At 63.1% G+C, this 15601-nt stretch carries 13 protein-coding genes; 4 read left to right on the top strand and 9 right to left on the bottom strand.

From position 1 onward, the window contains the following. Nucleotides 1–113 precede the first annotated feature (113 nt). The 5 genes from hydA to N4T19_RS04305 form a co-directional block, all read right to left on the bottom strand. Entirely contained in the window at nt 114–1586 is a 1473-nt protein-coding gene (hydA, locus tag N4T19_RS04325; protein ID WP_260719555.1) for a dihydropyrimidinase, read from the bottom strand. Between the two features lie 149 nt (nt 1587–1735). Further along, a complete protein-coding gene (locus N4T19_RS04320) occupies nt 1736–2155 on the bottom strand; it encodes a VOC family protein (protein WP_239812032.1) in 420 nt (139 codons plus the stop codon). A 91-nt stretch (nt 2156–2246) separates the two neighbouring features. Next, nucleotides 2247–3281: a threonine ammonia-lyase gene (locus tag N4T19_RS04315; protein ID WP_243419303.1), complete on the bottom strand. Its 1035-nt coding sequence runs from the start codon at nt 3279–3281 to the stop codon at nt 2247–2249. Then, nucleotides 3281–4294, bottom strand: coding sequence for an N-carbamoyl-D-amino-acid hydrolase (locus tag N4T19_RS04310; RefSeq protein WP_260719554.1), 1014 nt, complete (start codon nt 4292–4294; stop codon nt 3281–3283). The genes N4T19_RS04315 and N4T19_RS04310 overlap by 1 nt, the downstream gene beginning before the upstream one ends. A gap of 148 nt (nt 4295–4442) precedes the next feature. Continuing rightward, nucleotides 4443–5111: an aspartate/glutamate racemase family protein gene (locus N4T19_RS04305; RefSeq protein ID WP_116925636.1), complete on the bottom strand. Its 669-nt coding sequence runs from the start codon at nt 5109–5111 to the stop codon at nt 4443–4445. Nucleotides 5112–5289: 178 nt separating this feature from the next. Here N4T19_RS04305 and N4T19_RS04300 point away from each other — a divergent pair, with 178 nt between their 5' ends. After that, the gene (locus tag N4T19_RS04300) at nt 5290–6234 is read left to right on the top strand and encodes a LysR family transcriptional regulator (RefSeq protein ID WP_116925635.1); all 945 of its coding nucleotides are present in this window, start codon (nt 5290–5292) and stop codon (nt 6232–6234) included. Between the two features lie 93 nt (nt 6235–6327). Here the strand turns inward: N4T19_RS04300 and dkgB are convergent, their stop codons facing one another. After that, complete coding sequence (gene dkgB, locus N4T19_RS04295; protein WP_116925634.1) at nt 6328–7131, bottom strand: 2,5-didehydrogluconate reductase DkgB; 804 nt, start codon at nt 7129–7131, stop codon at nt 6328–6330. Between dkgB and N4T19_RS04290 the strand changes: the two genes are divergently transcribed. Continuing rightward, a complete protein-coding gene (locus tag N4T19_RS04290) occupies nt 7130–7333 on the top strand; it encodes a hypothetical protein (protein ID WP_260719553.1) in 204 nt (67 codons plus the stop codon). The genes dkgB and N4T19_RS04290 overlap by 2 nt on opposite strands. 66 nt (nt 7334–7399) lie before the next feature. Here N4T19_RS04290 and N4T19_RS04285 read toward each other — a convergent pair whose 3' ends face one another. Further along, entirely contained in the window at nt 7400–8581 is a 1182-nt protein-coding gene (locus N4T19_RS04285) for an MFS transporter (RefSeq protein WP_260719552.1), read from the bottom strand. A 75-nt stretch (nt 8582–8656) separates the two neighbouring features. Here N4T19_RS04285 and N4T19_RS04280 point away from each other — a divergent pair, with 75 nt between their 5' ends. After that, nucleotides 8657–9559 (top strand): LysR family transcriptional regulator, encoded by a 903-nt coding sequence (locus N4T19_RS04280; RefSeq protein ID WP_260719551.1) that lies wholly within the window; start codon nt 8657–8659, stop codon nt 9557–9559. Between the two features lie 85 nt (nt 9560–9644). On the opposite strand, the gene N4T19_RS04275 is transcribed toward N4T19_RS04280, so the two are convergent. Beyond that, a complete protein-coding gene (locus N4T19_RS04275; protein ID WP_260719550.1) occupies nt 9645–11612 on the bottom strand; it encodes an AI-2E family transporter in 1968 nt (655 codons plus the stop codon). A gap of 163 nt (nt 11613–11775) precedes the next feature. Beyond that, nucleotides 11776–14166, bottom strand: coding sequence for a Tex family protein (locus N4T19_RS04270; protein WP_182341267.1), 2391 nt, complete (start codon nt 14164–14166; stop codon nt 11776–11778). A 223-nt stretch (nt 14167–14389) separates the two neighbouring features. Between N4T19_RS04270 and N4T19_RS04265 the strand changes: the two genes are divergently transcribed. Further along, nucleotides 14390–15556, top strand: coding sequence for a DUF72 domain-containing protein (locus N4T19_RS04265; protein WP_260719549.1), 1167 nt, complete (start codon nt 14390–14392; stop codon nt 15554–15556). Nucleotides 15557–15601: the final 45 nt, after the last annotated feature.

Below are 15601 nucleotides of genomic sequence, written 5' to 3'. Positions count from 1 at the left end.
TTGGCCAAGCTGTCGCCTGCCGTTTTATCGGTATGCCTTAACCTGTTGTTAAGGGCCCGCCAAAGCCAGGCTGGGCCTGGCTTTGGCACGCAAAAGGCGACGTCATCTGGCACTCAATACTGCTGCCAGGCCTTGCCTTTGAGCCCCAGCCATTGCGAGGCATCAGAGGGCTTGGGCTGCTGGGCTGCTTGCAAAATCGGCTCGGGGCATTCGCAAGGCAAGAATTGGCCACGGCCACGCTCGGCCTGCAGCTGGGCGTTCTCGACCACGACCTCGCCACGGCTGATCACGGTGATGGGCCAGCCATTGACCACACGGCCCTCGTAAGGCGTGTAGCCGACCTGGTCGTGCAGGTCGCTCCAGCGCACGCTGCGCTGGGCTTGGGGGTCCCAAATCGCAATGTCGGCATCCAGGCCGACGGCAATATCGCCCTTGCGTTTTTGCAGGCCATACATGTATGCATGGTTGGTGGCAGTGAGACGCACAAATTCTTCGGGCGTGAGGCGGCCAGTCAGCAGGCCCTCGGAGAACAGCAGCGGCAAGCGCAGCTCCAGGCCGGGCACGCCATTGGCCATTTCCTTGAAGGTGGTGGCATCGCCCTTGGGCAGCTTGCCGCTTTCATCGAACTTGTAGGGCGCGTGGTCAGAACTGTAGATGCCCAGGGTGCCATCCAGCAGGCCTTGCCAGACCTTGTCTTGCGCGGCCTTGTCGCGCACGGGTGGACTGCAGCAGAATTTTGCGCCTTCCAGGCCCTCCTGGTCCATGTCTTCTGCGGTCAGGAACAGGTATTGCGGGCAGGTCTCGGCATGCACTTTGCTGCCCAGTTGCCGGGCACTGCGAATCACTTCAATCGCCTCGGGGCCTGAGATATGCACCAGCAAAATCGGCACATCGAGCAGATTGGCCAGGTGGATGGCGCGCGAGCTCGCTTCGATTTCTGCAATCGCATCGTGGGCCACGCCGTGAAATTTGGGTGCCGTGAGGCCCTTGTCCAGCAGACGGCGGGCGATCCAGCGGATCACGTCGTGGTTCTCGGCATGCACCATGACCATCGCGCCTTCGCGGCCTGCGACTTCCAGCACATCCAGCATCTGGAAGTCGTCGATCTTGAGCTTGTCGTAGGTCATGTAGACCTTCAGCGAGGTGATGCCCTCTGCAATCGCGCGTGGCAAATCCTGCTCCAGCATTTGCGGGGTGATCTCGGACAGGATCAGGTGAAAGCCGTAGTCGATCACCGCTTTCTCGGCCGCCAGCTTGGCGTAGGCGGCGACCACCTCGGGCACTTGCTGGCCTTTGTGCTGCGCAGCAAACGGGATCACGCAGGTCGTGCCACCAAACGCGGCCGAGACCGTGGCGCTGTAGAAATCATCAGCGCACATCACGCCCGCGCTGGACGCTTGTTCAATATGGGCGTGGCTGTCGATGCCGCCAGGCATGACCCACAGGCCTTGTGCGTCAATGTCACGCCGCCCTGCTGGCAGGTTCTCCCCAATGGCAGCAATGGTGCCGCCCTGAATGCCGATATCGGCCACAAAGGTGTTTTGGGAGGTGCTGATACGGCCGTTGCGGATGGTCAAATCAAACATGGCATCGTTTCTTTCTCAAGCTAGGTTCAGACAGATGCCCGGGTGGTAAGCAGGCTTCATGCCAACTTGCACCGGATTGGTGCTCATTGCATCGGCTTTGGTGCATGGAGCGGCCTTGGGGCAGTGTTTTTGGGAACCTGAATACATTCTTAGTGCGCGTAGATTTGCGCTTCTGAGCGGAAGCCTTTGACCTCGATCGGATTGCCAAAGGGATCGCGAAAGAACATGGTCCATTGCTCACCGGGCTCGCCCTCAAAGCGCACTTGGGGCGCGAGCACAAACTCCACGCCGGCGGCTTGCAGGCGGTCGGCCATCGCGCGCCAGTCGGGGTAGAGCAAGATGATGCCGAAGTGCGGCATTGGCACCATGTGCTGGCCGACCTTGCCGGTGTTGGCTGTGGCAAAGGGCTCGCCCAGGTGCAAGGAGATTTGGTGGCCGAAGAAATCAAAATCGACCCAGGTGTCGGTACTGCGGCCTTCGACGCAGCCGAGCACGCCGCCGTAAAAGGCTCTGGCCTTGTCCAGGTCGCGGATGTTGAAGGCAAAGTGGAAAGCGGAAGGTAAATTCATGGTGTATGGACTCTGGAAATAGCTGGACGGTGCGGGCGCTGGCGAATGCATGGAACGCAGAGCAGGCCCGCTCGGGACGTGGCAGATGGCATCAAGCCAGGGCCTGGCTGAGCAAAGGCAAGTCGACATTGGCCCCTGACAGCACAACCACTGCACTTTGGCCCTCTAGCGGCAACTTGCCTGCGAGCAAGGCTGCCAAAGCCACTGCGCCGCCGGGCTCGACCACCAAGCGCAGGTCTTCGATGGCAAAACGCATGGCAGCCAGTACCTCGGCGTCGCTGACGCTGACGGCCTGGCTCAGGCGCAGGCCATTGATCGCATAAGGCAGCTCGGCCGGTGTGACGGCCTGCAAGGCATCGCAAATCGAATCGGCCGATTGGGGATTGCTCTGGCGCGTGCCACTGGCCAGTGAGCGCACGGTGTCATCAAACGCAGCCGGTTCCACGGCGACGCAGCGGGTCTGCGGGCTCAAGGCGGCCAGGCTCAGATTGCAGCCCGCCATCATGCCGCCACCGCCACAGGGGGCGGCAAACAGACCGAGTTGCGCCAGGTCATCGGCAGGCAAGTCCTGCAAGGCTTCGAGCGCGACCGTGCCTTGGGCGGCCAGCACTTCGGGAAAGTCGCCCGGTGGGATCAGGGTTGCGTCGGTCTCGGCCAGCAACTGCATGCCGATCTCCTCACGGCTTTGCGTCATGCGGTCGTAGTGCACCACTTTGGCGCCCTGCTCCAGCGCCTTTTTGACCTTGTTCTTGGGCGCATCAGCGGGCATCACAATCGTCGCCTGCACGCCCAGCGTGGCAGCGGCCCAGGCAATCGCCTGGCCGTGGTTGCCCGTGGAGTACGCGATCACGCCGTTCTGGCGCTGCGCTTGGCTGAGCGACAAGATCGCATTAAAGGCACCGCGCAGCTTGAAGGAACCGGTGATTTGCAGGCATTCGGGCTTGAGCCAGATGCGTGCACCCGTGCGTTCGCTCAGGCTGCGCGAAAACAGCAGTGGCGTGCGGCGTATATAGGGCGCAATGCGCTCGGCGGCCAACTCAACATCGGCAAACGTGGGCACGCGCATTACGCCAAACAGCTCATGCTGGATGCTGCTGGGCAGCTCGGCCAGGCTGGGCGCATTCATTAGTTCTGCTCCTGGGCGACGGCAGCGCCTTGGGGCTGCCAAACCGCAGGCGCTGTGCTGCCAGTTTGGTTGGTGAGCCGCTGGTAGGCTTCGAGGCGGCGGTGCTGCGCAAAGTTGAAGATGGTCGTGCGGCCCAACTCGCACATCGCGAGGTTGCAGTCGGCCACGACCAGCTCGTCGTCCCAGCTGGTAGCCATCGCCATGATCTCGCCTTGCGGGTTGACGATGATCGAGTGGCCCATCAGCTCAAAGCCGTCTTCATTGCCCGCCTTGGCCACGCCCACGCCAAACGTGGCGTTTTGGTAGCAACCGGCCTGGATCGATAATTGCGAGTGGAAGTTGCGCAGGTGGTGGGCTTCAAAGCCACGGTTTTCCTGGTTCACGGCCGGGGTGTTGTAGCCCAGCATGACCAGTTCCACCTGCTGCAGACCCAGCTCACGCCAGGATTCTGGCCAGCGGCGGTCGTTGCAGATCAGCATGCCCATGTTGACGCCTTCGACTTCACCTACAGGCGCGCGGGTGACCGGAAAGCCCAGGTTGCCCACTTCAAAATAGCGCTTCTCCAGGTGCTGCACCTTGCGGATGGTGGAGAACTCCTTGTGACCGGGCAGGTGGATTTTGCGGTACTTCAAAATGACCTCACCCGACGGTGCAATCACCACCGAGGTGTTGAAGCGGCGCTTGCGCAGCACGCCGGTTTCATCGGCTTCGTGGGCGATCTCGGCGTAGCCCAGGTAGCAGGTGATACCGTAGCGGTTGATTGCATCGAACAGCGGCTGGGTGGCGGGCGATGGCAGGGTTTCTTCATACCAGTTGTCAGCCTGGTCGAGGTCCTCGACATACCAGCGTGGGAAGAAGGTCGTGAAGGCCAGCTCGGGGAACACCACCACATTGGCGCCGCGCTGGTAGGCGCGCTCTACGAGGCGCACCATGCGTGCGACGACCGAGTCACGGCCTTCGGCTTTTTGAATAGGGCCCAGCTGGGCGGCAGCCACGGTAATAAGACGCTTCATAGTTGTAGAACTCAAGTGCTAGGAAAACAAACAGGCCTGGTGTGACACGGCAGCGCAGCGCACGCCCAGGTCAAGCCATCAAAGTCAATCCAAGGGGAAAAAGGGTGCAAGGGCTTGTGCCCATGCCGCTAGGGTGGCGAGCAGTGGCCTACCAGCCCAGCCGCGCACGGCCCAAGGCCATCGCAGCAGCTGCTTGGGTGGGCTCGACCACCGGCACGCCAGAGGCTTCAGCCAGTGCATCGCGGTAAGAGGCCATGCCTGCACAGCCCATCACCAGCACGTTCGCGCCCTGCTCGCGCACCAGGCGCTGCCCCACCTCCACCATGCGCGAGAGCGTGCGTTCCTGGTCGGCCAATTCAGTTACGCCCAGGCCGATTGCAGCTTCGCCAGCAATACGGCTGCTGATGCCCATCGCACCGTAGTTGCGCATATGGCGGGCTATCGAGGTTTCCAAAATCGCAATCACGCCCACCCGCTGGCCCATCGACAGGGCCGTCAGCATCGCGCACTCGCTGATGCCCAGCACCGGCACGCCACGCGGCTGCATGGCCTCGCGCACGGCGTACAGGCCGGGGTCGCTAAAGCAGGCAATCACCACTGCTGCGCAGTCATCCGGCAAGGCCAGGCAATGCTGCACCAGGAGCATGGCCACGCCATCGACATCCTGTTGGCTTTGCACACCGGGCGGGCCGCTTGGCAGCCAGTCACTGACGAAGCGCGGCCCTCCAGGCATGCGCAGCGGCGAGAGCGCGAGATCAATTCCTTGGGTGACCCTTAAGCTGCTGTTGGGGTTGACGACGTAAATGGCCGATGACATGAGCGCGCCTCGTACAAATTGGAATGACTGCAATTTACGAGTATTCGCGTGGCATAGAAATTGCTGAAATGTCGGTCTTGATTAACATGAGGTTAAGGCTTGCTGGTGGCGCCCTGCTCTGTGCAGTCTCCCAGCACCTTGGCCGCTTTTGTAGTCACCTTGACTAGTAAGGACCACAATGGCCGCACTGAACTTGCGCCAGATTGAGGTATTCCGCGCCGTGATGAGCACCGGCAGCATTGCGGGCGCTTCGCAAATCCTGTTTGTCTCCCAGCCGGCCGTCAGCCGTCTGCTGGCCTACACCGAGCAGCGCATTGGTTTTGTTTTGTTTGAGCGCATCAAAGGGCGCTTGTTTGCCACGCCGGAGGCGCGCCGCCTGATTGGCGAGGTCGAGCAGGTCTACCAGTCGGTGCAGCGCGTCAACGACCTGGCAGGCGACCTGGCCAGGCACCGCACCGGCATTCTGAACCTGGTCTCGGGCCCCTCGATTGGACAAAGCTTTATTCCGCAGGCTGTCGCCAGTTTTCGCCAGCAGTTTCCCGATTGCAAGATGACTTTTGCCTGCCACGGCCACGAGCAGATTCGCGAGCGCTTGCTGAACCACCAGGCCGATCTTGGCGTGATCAGCTCAGCGATTGAGCACCCGAATCTCGACATCACGCCGCTGTGCACCAACCGCCTGGTGTGCATCATGCCGGCCAACCACGCACTGTGCGAGAAAGAAGAAGTCACCCCCGAGGACTTGATGCAATGGCCCATGGTTGGCTACGGACACGACACGCCGATGGGTCGGCGCGTGACGGCGTACTGCCAGGATATGGAGCTGGAGCCCAACGAAGTGGTGGAGGTGGGCTCGCCGCAAAATGCGGGATCGATGGTCGAGATGGGTGTGGGCATTGCGCTGGTCGATGAATTCTCGGTGCGCAGCTGGCATGCCTCGCGACCCGTCATGGTGCGCCCCTTGAGGAATGCACCGGTATTGCAAACCAATTTGGTGCATCACAAATTCGAGCCCATGTCCCAGCTGGCGCAGCGCTTTATCGCCGAGTTGCGCCAGTTGGTTGAGCAATACGGCTTTGTGCTTGCGCGAGAGAGGGATATGGAACCGGCGGTGACCCCATAGCATGGGCCAGATTGCAGAACCATCCCGCCTTTGGACGCAGCGCGTTTGCTGCAAAGCGGCCAAGCGCCCATGCAGGCAAATGCGGCTACCGCCTCAATCCCAGATCGGAGCCAGCCCCTCAGGATTGACTTCGCGGCCATTGCGCTCCAGCTGCGCAATGCGGGCCATGTCCTCGGCATCGAGCACCAGCTGCTGGGCCAGCAGGTTGCTGGCCAGGTTCTCGCGCTTGGTGGAAGACGGGATGACGGCGTAACCCAGCTGCAGCGCCCATGCCAGGGCGACCTGGGCGACGGTGGCCTGGTGCTTGCTGGCGATCTCGGCCAGTACCGGGTCCTTCAGCACCTTGCCGTAGGCCAGGGTCATGTACGAGGTCACAGCAATTCCCTGCTCCTGGAGAAAGGCCGTCAATTGGTGGCTTTGCAGGTAGGGGCTGAGCTCGATCTGGTTGGTGGCGATCTCCCCTGCTCCGACAGCAGCGATAGCCTGGCGGGTCAGCTCGATATTGAAGTTGGAAATACCGATCTGGCGCGTGAGGCCCTGGGCCTTGGCTTCTGCCAGTGCCGTCATGAACTCTTGCAATTCCACGCCATTGCCGGGGGCGGGCCAGTGGATCAGGGTCAGGTCCACATAGTCGCTGCGCAGCTTTTTGAGGCTGTGCTTGAGGCTGGGAACCAGCTTGGCCTGGCTGTAGTTGTCGGTCCAGATCTTGGTGGTGACAAACAGCTCTTCGCGCGCCACGCCGCTGTCGGCCATAGCCTGGCCCACTTCGGCTTCGTTGCCGTAGATCTGCGCGGTATCGACCGCCCGGTAGCCCAGCTCCAGTGCATTGCGCACGGAATCGACGACCACCTGCCCTTGCAGACGGAAAGTACCAACGCCAAATCGAGGAATAGACATGAAAAACTCCTTGGAAAAAATACAGATAGAGACAGGTGCGGCAGACCTGCAGCGCTTGGATCTCCAACCAAGTCTTCATCGCATTGGCAACCAGTTTGCGCTTTTCATCCTTGCAGATAAAGCCCTGGATCAACAATATTCTTTTGAAGAAATATCAACTATCAAGCCCTACCCACTCCGTGCGCGGCTTCACCAGGCCTAGAAAGCAAAAAAGCCCCTCGCGCAGCCTGTGGTCTGCACGAGGAGCCTTTGGCCCAAATAGCAATGTTTAGATATTGCTAGCCGCCGCTGCAGCACCAGCCTGACCACGGCGCATGCGGCCCTGAATCAATACCAGGCCCAGCCCGCCGGCGGCAAGCGCCGCACCTGCCCAAGCTACGGCCCCGTAGCCCAGGCCCTGTCCGATCACGGCACCCCCCAAGGCCGCGCCCACGGCATTGCCCAGATTGAAGGCGCCCACATTGACGGATGAGGCCAGGCCGGGCGCCTCAGCAGCGGCCTGCATCACCCGCATCTGCACCGGGGGCACCATGCCAAAGGCAGCCGCACCCCACACCACCAGACCGATGCCGGCGCCTACATGGGTGGTCAGCGCCCAAGGCAATACCACCATGATGAGCGCCAGGGCCAGCAGGATGAGGCGCGTGGCGCCATCGAGCGACCAGTCGGCCAGGCGCCCTCCCAGGCTGTTGCCGATGGTGAAACCCAGGCCAATGAGTACCAGCGCAAAGGCGATAAAGCCGGGGCTGGCATGGGTGATCTCGGTCAGCACCGGGGCCACATAGGTGTAGAGCGTGAACATGGAGCCGGCGCCCAGCACCGTGGTGCCCATGGCCAGCAGCACCTCAGGTCGCGTCAGCACCTTGAGCTCGCGGCGCACATCAGGGCGTGTGCCGGCCTCGCCCTTTGGTAGCACCATCCACAGCGCGGCAATGGTGACCAGGCCCAGCGCGGCCGTGCCGGCAAAGGCCAGCCGCCAGCCCACTTGCTGGCCGATCCAGGTGGCAGCGGGCACACCGCCAATATTGGCCACCGTGAGCCCCATGAACATCGCAGCAATGGCGCTGGCCTGTTTGTCCTTGGGCACCACGCTGGCTGCCACCACCGCGCCAATGCCAAAGAAAGCGCCATGGTTGAGGCTGGTCACCAGGCGCGACAGCATCAAGGTCGTGTAGCCGGGGGCCAGTGCCGAGAGCAGATTGCCCACGGTGAAGATCAGCATCAAGGTGACCAGCGCGGCGCGCCGACCAAAGCGGCTGAACAGCAAGGTCATCACCGGCGCGCCCAGCATCACGCCCACGGCATAGGCCGACACCAGCATACCGGCGGTCGGAATGCTGACATCAACGCCCTGGGCGATAACAGGCAAAAGCCCCATCGGGGCAAACTCGGTCGTGCCAATGGCGAAAGCACCAATGGCCAAGGCGAACAAAACAGCGGAAGACTTCATAGCCTCTAGTGTGCCCTGCTACTATTTGCAGATTAAGTACCATTGCCACCAAAATCTTTTGACGCCAGGGCAACAATGAAGACCACGCTCGATGAATTGCAGGCCTTTGTGGCCGTGGTCGATACCGGCTCGATCACCGCAGCGTCCGAATTGCTGGACCAGACGGTGTCCGCCACCAGCCGCACCTTGGGCCGGCTGGAAGAAAAGCTACAAACCACCCTGCTGCGCCGCACGACCCGCCGCCTGGAGCTGACCGAAGAAGGCAGCGCCTTCCTGCAACGAGCACGCGCGATTTTGGTGTCCGTCGATGAGGCCGAGGAGCTGATGGCCGCCCGGCGTGTGCGGCCCGCCGGGCGCCTGCGGGTGGATGCTGCCACGCCCTTTATGCTGCATGTGCTGGTGCCGCTGGTTGACAGCTTTCGCGCGAAATACCCGGAGGTGGAGCTGGAGCTGCACTCGCACGAAGGCATTGTGGATCTGATCGAAAAGCGCAGCGATGTCGCCTTTCGCATTGGTGCGCTCAAGAATTCGAGCATGCATGCGCGGCCGGTGGGCATCAGCCGCATCCGGTTGCTGGCCAGCCCGGCCTATCTGGCGCGCCATGGCACCCCGAGCAGCCCCCAGCAGTTGGCGCAGCATGTACTGCTGGGCTTTACCCAGCCCGATTCGCTCAATGAATGGCCGCTGCGTGATGCAAGCGGCGAGCTGCTGCGCATCCAGCCCGCGATTGCGTCCTCCAGCGGCGAGACGCTGCGCCATATGGCCTTGGCGGGTTTTGGCATCGTCTGTCTGTCGGATTTCATGACCCGGGCGGACCGCGACAGCGGCCAGCTGGTGACCTTGTTCGGCGACCAGCTGCTCGATGTGCGCCAGTCCATCCATGCGGTGTACTACCGCAATACGGCGCTGGCCTCGCGCATCACCTGCTTTGTCGACCATGTGATCGGTGCGCTGGGGGCGCAGCCCTTCAGCGACTGATCGCTGCCACCCAGACCATGGACAACCGCCCTGCTCTGCCGGGCTTGGGGGCGCCTATTACTGCCTGCCTGCCAAAGCGCGCTCGTCAGGCAGCATCCTTGTCCGATGGCTCTTCATCCACCACCAGCGCCGTCAGGTCACTGATCCGGTAAGCGGCGCTATCGGCCTGCATGCTGCCCAGCGTTGCAGGCCGCAAGGGTCCGCGCCCCGGGGCGCCCAACAGCATCACGGTGATGTGCAGCTGCGGGCAGCGCAAGCGCAGGCTCTCGCACATCTGGCTAAGCTTGCCCAGCGGGTTGGAGTGAAAGCTGCAGATGCACAGATGGCGCACGCCGTCATAGAGGGACAGATCGCCCTGGCGCAGTACCGTCTCGATCGACACCGCGCGGGTGCTGCTGTCCACGCCGTGCAGCCGCAGCGCATGGGCGGCCATCGTGGCGGCATGCCGGTCAATATCCCACTGCATGCCCACGCAGACCACGGTCTGTGCCGGTGGCTGGCCTTCGGCAACTGGGGTCAGCGCCGCGGGCCGGTAGTGGCGCTGCAGGCCACTGAGCAGCATGGCCACGGCCTCTGAAAGGCGCTGGCGTTGCGGCGGGCTGGCGGAATGGCGGTACTGCTGCGCGGCAATCAGCAGCGCCGGCACGGCCACCTGGTCATAGAACTGGGTGACAGCCAACGCCTGTTCATGCTGGCTGGGCTTGGGAGACAGCGCCTGGTCAATATTTTCCGAGGCCACGTCAATGGCCTGGTCCACATCGCCACGCCACAGCCGTTGCAGCAGTTTCTCGGGCGGGTCAAACACGGCCTGGCTGCCCAGCAAGATCTCCAAAAAGCCCATGCCCGGAATATAGCGGCCCAGCACCAGCAGGCAGACCGTCAGCGGCGTCGACAAGATCAGGCCGATGGGCCCCCAGAGCGCGGTCCAGAAGGTCGCTGCCAAAATAATGGACAAGGTCGACAAGCCCGTGCTGGCCCCATACAGCCAGGGCTCGATCACGTTGTTGCTGAGCAACTCCAAAAGCAGGATCAAGGCCAAGGTCCACAGCAGCAGGCTCCAGCCCGGGTCCACCGCAAAGGCCAGCGTGAGCGGGAACACGGCCGACGCCATCGGGCCGATATAGGGCACAAAGCGCAGCACCGCTGCCAAGATGCCCCAGAGAATTGCGCCAGGCACACCAATCCACCACAGCCCCAAAGCCATCGGCACGCCATAGCTCAGATTCACAAAAAGCTGCATGCGCAGATACTGGCCAATGCGGGTGGCGGCATCGTCGAGCGCGTCCGACGCCATATGGGTGTTGGGGCCCATCAGGCGCAGCAGCCGGTCCTGCAGGCCGCTGCGGTCCAGCAAGATCAAGACGACAAACAAGAACACGATGCCGGTGGTGGCCAGCGGCTCAGCCACCTTGCTCAGCAGCTCCAGCGCCTTTTGAATGGGTTTGACGGTGGGCTCTTGCACTTCCACCTTCTGCACCCGGCGCGTGCGCGCATCGCCCTGCCCGATCTCCGTCTCCACGGTATTGAGCACCTTGACGGCGCCGTCCCAGACGCCCGGGCCATTGAAATAAGGTTTGACATGGCGCAGCTTCTGGCGAATGGTGTTTTGGTACGTGGGCAGCTCGGCGCTGAGGCTGGTGACCTGGCCGCCCACATAGATGGCGCCCGCACCCAGCGCGCCCAAGGCCAGCACCATCACCAGCGCCACCGAAAGCACCCGGGGCATGCCCCAACGCTTGAGCCGGCTGACCGCCGGGTCCAGCAAAAAGCCCAGCAGCGCTGCCAGGGCCACCGGCAGCAGCACATCCCGGCCTACATACAGGCCCAGAATCACCACCGCCGCAATGACCATGCCCACCATCAGCCGCAAACCGGGCACGATCGCCAACAGCGGCGCCAGTGTGTCTTGGGTAGACGGCCCGGCGCGGCGGCGCCCCGCTGAGCGCCCGCTGCTGCGTCCCGTTTCGCGCAGCTCTGCACGCTGTGAGCGTTTGGGCCCGGGAACAGGCTGGGCTACAGGCTCATCATCGGGCGCGGGGTGGTCGGGTGGCATGGGGTGCAGAGCTCAGAGGGGTGGGATACGCAAGCTGCTATTAGATCCAATTTCCGGGATGGAAGATGTCATCTTTGGCCGCTTTTTGGAGCGCTGACCGCAGTCAACAAAAAACCGCAAGGCCGGATGGCACTTGCGGTTCGCGCAGGCCATAGGCCTGGGCTTATTTTTTGAGGCCTTGCAGCTTGGCAAAAGCCGAGGCCATGGCGTTTTGCTGCGCAGGTTGGTTGGCGCGTGCGGGCTGCGTGTAGCCGCCCCGGCCGCCACCGCCCTGGCCACGGCCAGCCGCTTCAAAGCGGTTGTCGCGTGGGCCATCGCGGCGTGGGGGCGCAGCGTCCAGCTTCATCGTCAGGCTGATGCGCTTGCGCTCCACATCCACTTCCAGTACCTTGACCTTGACGATCTGGCCGGTCTTGACGGCTTCGCGGGCATCTTCGATGAACTTGTAGCTCATCTGGCTGACGTGGACCAGGCCATCTTGGTGCACGCCCAGGTCCACAAAGGCGCCAAACTGGGCGACGTTGCTCACGGTGCCTTCCAAGGTCATGCCTTCGCGCAGGTCCTTGATGTCTTCCACGCCTTCGTTGAAGCGGGCCACGACAAAGTCGGGGCGCGGGTCACGGCCGGGCTTTTCCAGCTCACCCAGAATGTCCGAGATCGTGAGCGCGCCAAACTTCTCGCTGACAAAGCGCTCGGCCTTGAGGCTCTTGAGCACCTCGCCACGGCCCATCAGCTGGTCCACCGGCTTGCCCGTCGTCGCAATGATCTGCTCAACCACCGCATAGGTTTCCGGGTGCACGCCGGTCATGTCCAGCGGGTTGTCACCACCCCGGATGCGCAAAAAGCCTGCTGCCTGCTCAAAGGTCTTGGCGCCCAGCCCCGCCACATCCATCAGCTGCTTGCGGTTCTTGAACGAGCCATTGGCATCGCGCCAACGCACCACCGACTTGGCCACCGTGCCCGACAGGCCGGAGACGCGGCTGAGCAGTGGGGCAGAGGCCGTATTCAGGTCCACGCCCACCGAGTTCACGCAGTCTTCCACCACCGCGTCAAGCTGGCGGGCCAGCTCGCTTTGGTTCACATCGTGCTGGTACTGCCCCACGCCAATGCTCTTGGGGTCGATCTTGACCAGCTCGGCGAGCGGGTCCTGCAGGCGGCGGGCAATCGAGGCCGCGCCGCGCAGGCTGACATCGACATCGGGCATCTCGAGCGCAGCAAACTCGCTGGCCGAGTAGACCGACGCGCCCGCCTCGCTCACCACCACTTTTTCAATCTTCTTGTCCGCTTTCTCGGCAATGCGGATCAGGTCGGCGGCCAGTTTGTCGGTCTCGCGGCTGGCCGTGCCGTTGCCAATCGCAATCAGGTTGATCTGGTGCTTTTCCACCAGGCGTGCCAGCACGGCCAGGGAACCGTCCCAGTCGCGGCGCGGCTCGTGCGGGTAGACGGTGGTGGTGTCCACCAGCTTGCCGGTAGGGTCGACCACCGCGACTTTCACGCCGGTGCGGATGCCCGGGTCCAGGCCCAGCACGGCGCGCTGGCCGGCAGGCGCTGCCAGCAGCAGGTCGCGCAGGTTGTCGCCAAACACCTTGATCGCTACTTTTTCGGCGTCTTCACGCAGGCGGGAGAACAGATCGCGCTCGGTCGACAGGCTGAGCTTGACGCGCCAGGTCCAGGCCACGCACTTGCGGATCAAATCATCGCTGGCTCGCTTGGCATGGCTCCAGCCCAGGTGCAGCGCAATCTTGCCCTCGGCGAGGCTCGGCTGGCCCGGCTCGGGCGCCACGCCAGGCTGCAGCTCGGGCTGGACCAGCTTGGCCTCGAGCACTTCGAGCGCGCGGCCCCGGAACACGGCCAGCGCGCGGTGCGACGGCACGCGGCCAATGGGCTCATCGTAGTCAAAGTAATCGCGGAACTTGGCGACCTCGGGGTCGTTTTCGTTCTTGGACTCGACCTTCTTGGATCGCAGCAGGCCTTCGGCCCAAAGCCATTCACGCAGCTTTTGCACCAGTGCCGGGTCTTCAGCCCAGCGCTCGGACAGGATGTCGCGCACGCCATCGAGCACCGCCAGCGGGGTCGAGAAATCCGGACCGGGCTTGCCATCGTCGAGCACGGTGGCGGGCTTGCAAAAGGCCCGGGCTTCCTGCTGCGGGTCCAGGCTCGGGTCCGCAAACAGCTTGTCGGCCAGCGGCTCAATGCCAAACTCCTTGGCGATCTGGCCCTTGGTGCGGCGCTTTTGCTTGAAAGGCAGGTAAATGTCTTCGAGCTCCTGCTTGGTGGGCGCGCGGGCAATGGCCAGGCGCAGCGCATCGGTCAGCTTGCCCTGCTCGTCAATGGCCTTGAGCACCGTCTCGCGCCGCTCCTGCAGCTCCCGCAGATACGTCAGGCGCTCGGCCAAATCCCGCAGCTGGGTGTCATCCAGACCACCGGTGGCTTCCTTGCGGTAGCGGGCAATAAAGGGCACCGTCGCCCCGCTGTCCAGCAATTCCACGGCCGACGTCACCTGCGATTCGGCAACCTTCAGCTCAGCTGCAATCTGCGCAATGATCTTTTGCATGCTCTACGCTCGCTCCAATGCTTCTCTGGCAAAAGAGTCAGTGTGCCATAGCTGCTGGCAGCCACTGGGGATTTGAACAGTTGCCGGATTTGAAAAATGTAATTTTTATAGCGATCGGCAGGACAGCTGCACTGGGGTGGCGCCTCAAGGCGGGCTTTGCGCGCCAATCGTCAAACAATGCCAATCGGGCGGGCAGCTGCCGCCAATGGCATACTGGGACGCGATGTCCTCTGACCATGACCTGAATTTGGATTTGTTTGGCGCCGAGCCCGCGCCGGCTGCTGCTGCAGCCACCCCAGCGGCGCCGCCCGCCAACGCGCAAGACAGCGAAGCCGCCCCTCCTCCAGCCGCCACTCCACCCGCTCCTGCCGTCAAAACGCGCAGCCGTGCGCAGGCCGTCGGTGCCGCATACCCCTTGTTGGGGGAGGACCTGGCCCCCGCCCTGCCTGCGCTGCTGCGCATGGGCGGCTCATCCTGGTCCTACCCTGGCTGGCAGGGCCTGGTCTGGGACAAGGCCTACAGCGAGCGCATTCTTGCGCAGCGCGGCCTGAACGCCTATGCCGAGCACCCGTTGCTGCGCACCGTCAGCATTGACCGCAGCTTTTACCGGCCGCTGGCAGCGTCCGAGTACGCGGTTTATGCCGCCCAGGTGCCAGAAGATTTTCGCTTTGTCGTCAAGGCGCCGGCGCTCGTCTGCGATGCCCAGGTGCGCAGTGAAGAAGGCCACGGGAAAGAGCCCAACCCAGCCTTTTTGAATGTGGAGCTGGCCCTTGCCAGCTATGTGCGGCCCGCCTGCGAAGGGCTGCTGGACAAGCTCGGCGTGCTGCTGTTCCAGCTCAGCCCCCTGCCGCTGGGGCGGCTGCTGAACCTGCAGCCCACCTTGGCGGAACTGGAGCAACTGGCGCTGGCCCTGCAGGCGGAGCTGGCCGGATTGCCGGCAGAGCGCCGGCCCATTGTGGCCTTTGAAGTGCGCGATGCCGATTGGCTGCGCCCCGACATCGCCCCGCAGCTGGCCCAGATTCTGCGCCAGACCGGCGCGACCTACTGCCTGGGCCTGCATGCCAAGATGCCGCGCCTGCCCGAGCAACTGCCGCTGCTGCGCGCGCTGTGGCCCGGCCCGCTGGTATGCCGCTGGAATGTGAACCCCGTCTTTGGCCCCTATGGCTATGCCGATGCCGAAAAGCAATTGGCGCCGTTTGACCGCATCCAGCAGCCTGACCCCGCGACGCTGGCCCTGCTGGCGAGCACCTTGGCCGGCGTCTGCGGCAAGGGGCAAGCGGCCTATGTCACCGTCAGCAACGAAGCCGAGGGCTGCGGCCCGCTCAGCATTGTACGGCTGGCAGAGGCGATGGCCGCGCTGAAAAAATCTGAAAACCCAAGCCCGGCTTGATTGCAATCGCTTGCGATGTTTTGCGCAAATTTGCCGCTGCCGCCC

The organism is Comamonas squillarum, assembly GCF_025309455.1.
Taxonomy (GTDB): domain Bacteria; phylum Pseudomonadota; class Gammaproteobacteria; order Burkholderiales; family Burkholderiaceae_C; genus Comamonas; species Comamonas squillarum.
This window is presented reverse-complemented; position numbering and strand designations above follow the sequence as displayed.

Excerpts from the sequence above, each read along its gene's own strand:
- dkgB (WP_116925634.1), bottom strand. The coding sequence starts at position 7,131 with ATGTCTATTCCTCGATTTGGCGTTGGTACTTTCCGTCTGCAAGGGCAG.
- N4T19_RS04285 (WP_260719552.1), bottom strand. The coding sequence starts at position 8,581 with ATGAAGTCTTCCGCTGTTTTGTTCGCCTTGGCCATTGGTGCTTTCGCC.
- N4T19_RS04320 (WP_239812032.1), bottom strand. The coding sequence starts at position 2,155 with ATGAATTTACCTTCCGCTTTCCACTTTGCCTTCAACATCCGCGACCTG.
- N4T19_RS04275 (WP_260719550.1), bottom strand. The coding sequence starts at position 11,612 with ATGCCACCCGACCACCCCGCGCCCGATGATGAGCCTGTAGCCCAGCCT.
- N4T19_RS04265 (WP_260719549.1), top strand. The coding sequence starts at position 14,390 with ATGTCCTCTGACCATGACCTGAATTTGGATTTGTTTGGCGCCGAGCCC.
- N4T19_RS04280 (WP_260719551.1), top strand. The coding sequence starts at position 8,657 with ATGAAGACCACGCTCGATGAATTGCAGGCCTTTGTGGCCGTGGTCGAT.
- N4T19_RS04300 (WP_116925635.1), top strand. The coding sequence starts at position 5,290 with ATGGCCGCACTGAACTTGCGCCAGATTGAGGTATTCCGCGCCGTGATG.
- N4T19_RS04315 (WP_243419303.1), bottom strand. The coding sequence starts at position 3,281 with ATGAATGCGCCCAGCCTGGCCGAGCTGCCCAGCAGCATCCAGCATGAG.
- hydA (WP_260719555.1), bottom strand. The coding sequence starts at position 1,586 with ATGTTTGATTTGACCATCCGCAACGGCCGTATCAGCACCTCCCAAAAC.
- N4T19_RS04305 (WP_116925636.1), bottom strand. The coding sequence starts at position 5,111 with ATGTCATCGGCCATTTACGTCGTCAACCCCAACAGCAGCTTAAGGGTC.
- N4T19_RS04270 (WP_182341267.1), bottom strand. The coding sequence starts at position 14,166 with ATGCAAAAGATCATTGCGCAGATTGCAGCTGAGCTGAAGGTTGCCGAA.
- N4T19_RS04310 (WP_260719554.1), bottom strand. The coding sequence starts at position 4,294 with ATGAAGCGTCTTATTACCGTGGCTGCCGCCCAGCTGGGCCCTATTCAA.
- N4T19_RS04290 (WP_260719553.1), top strand. The coding sequence starts at position 7,130 with ATGAAAAACTCCTTGGAAAAAATACAGATAGAGACAGGTGCGGCAGAC.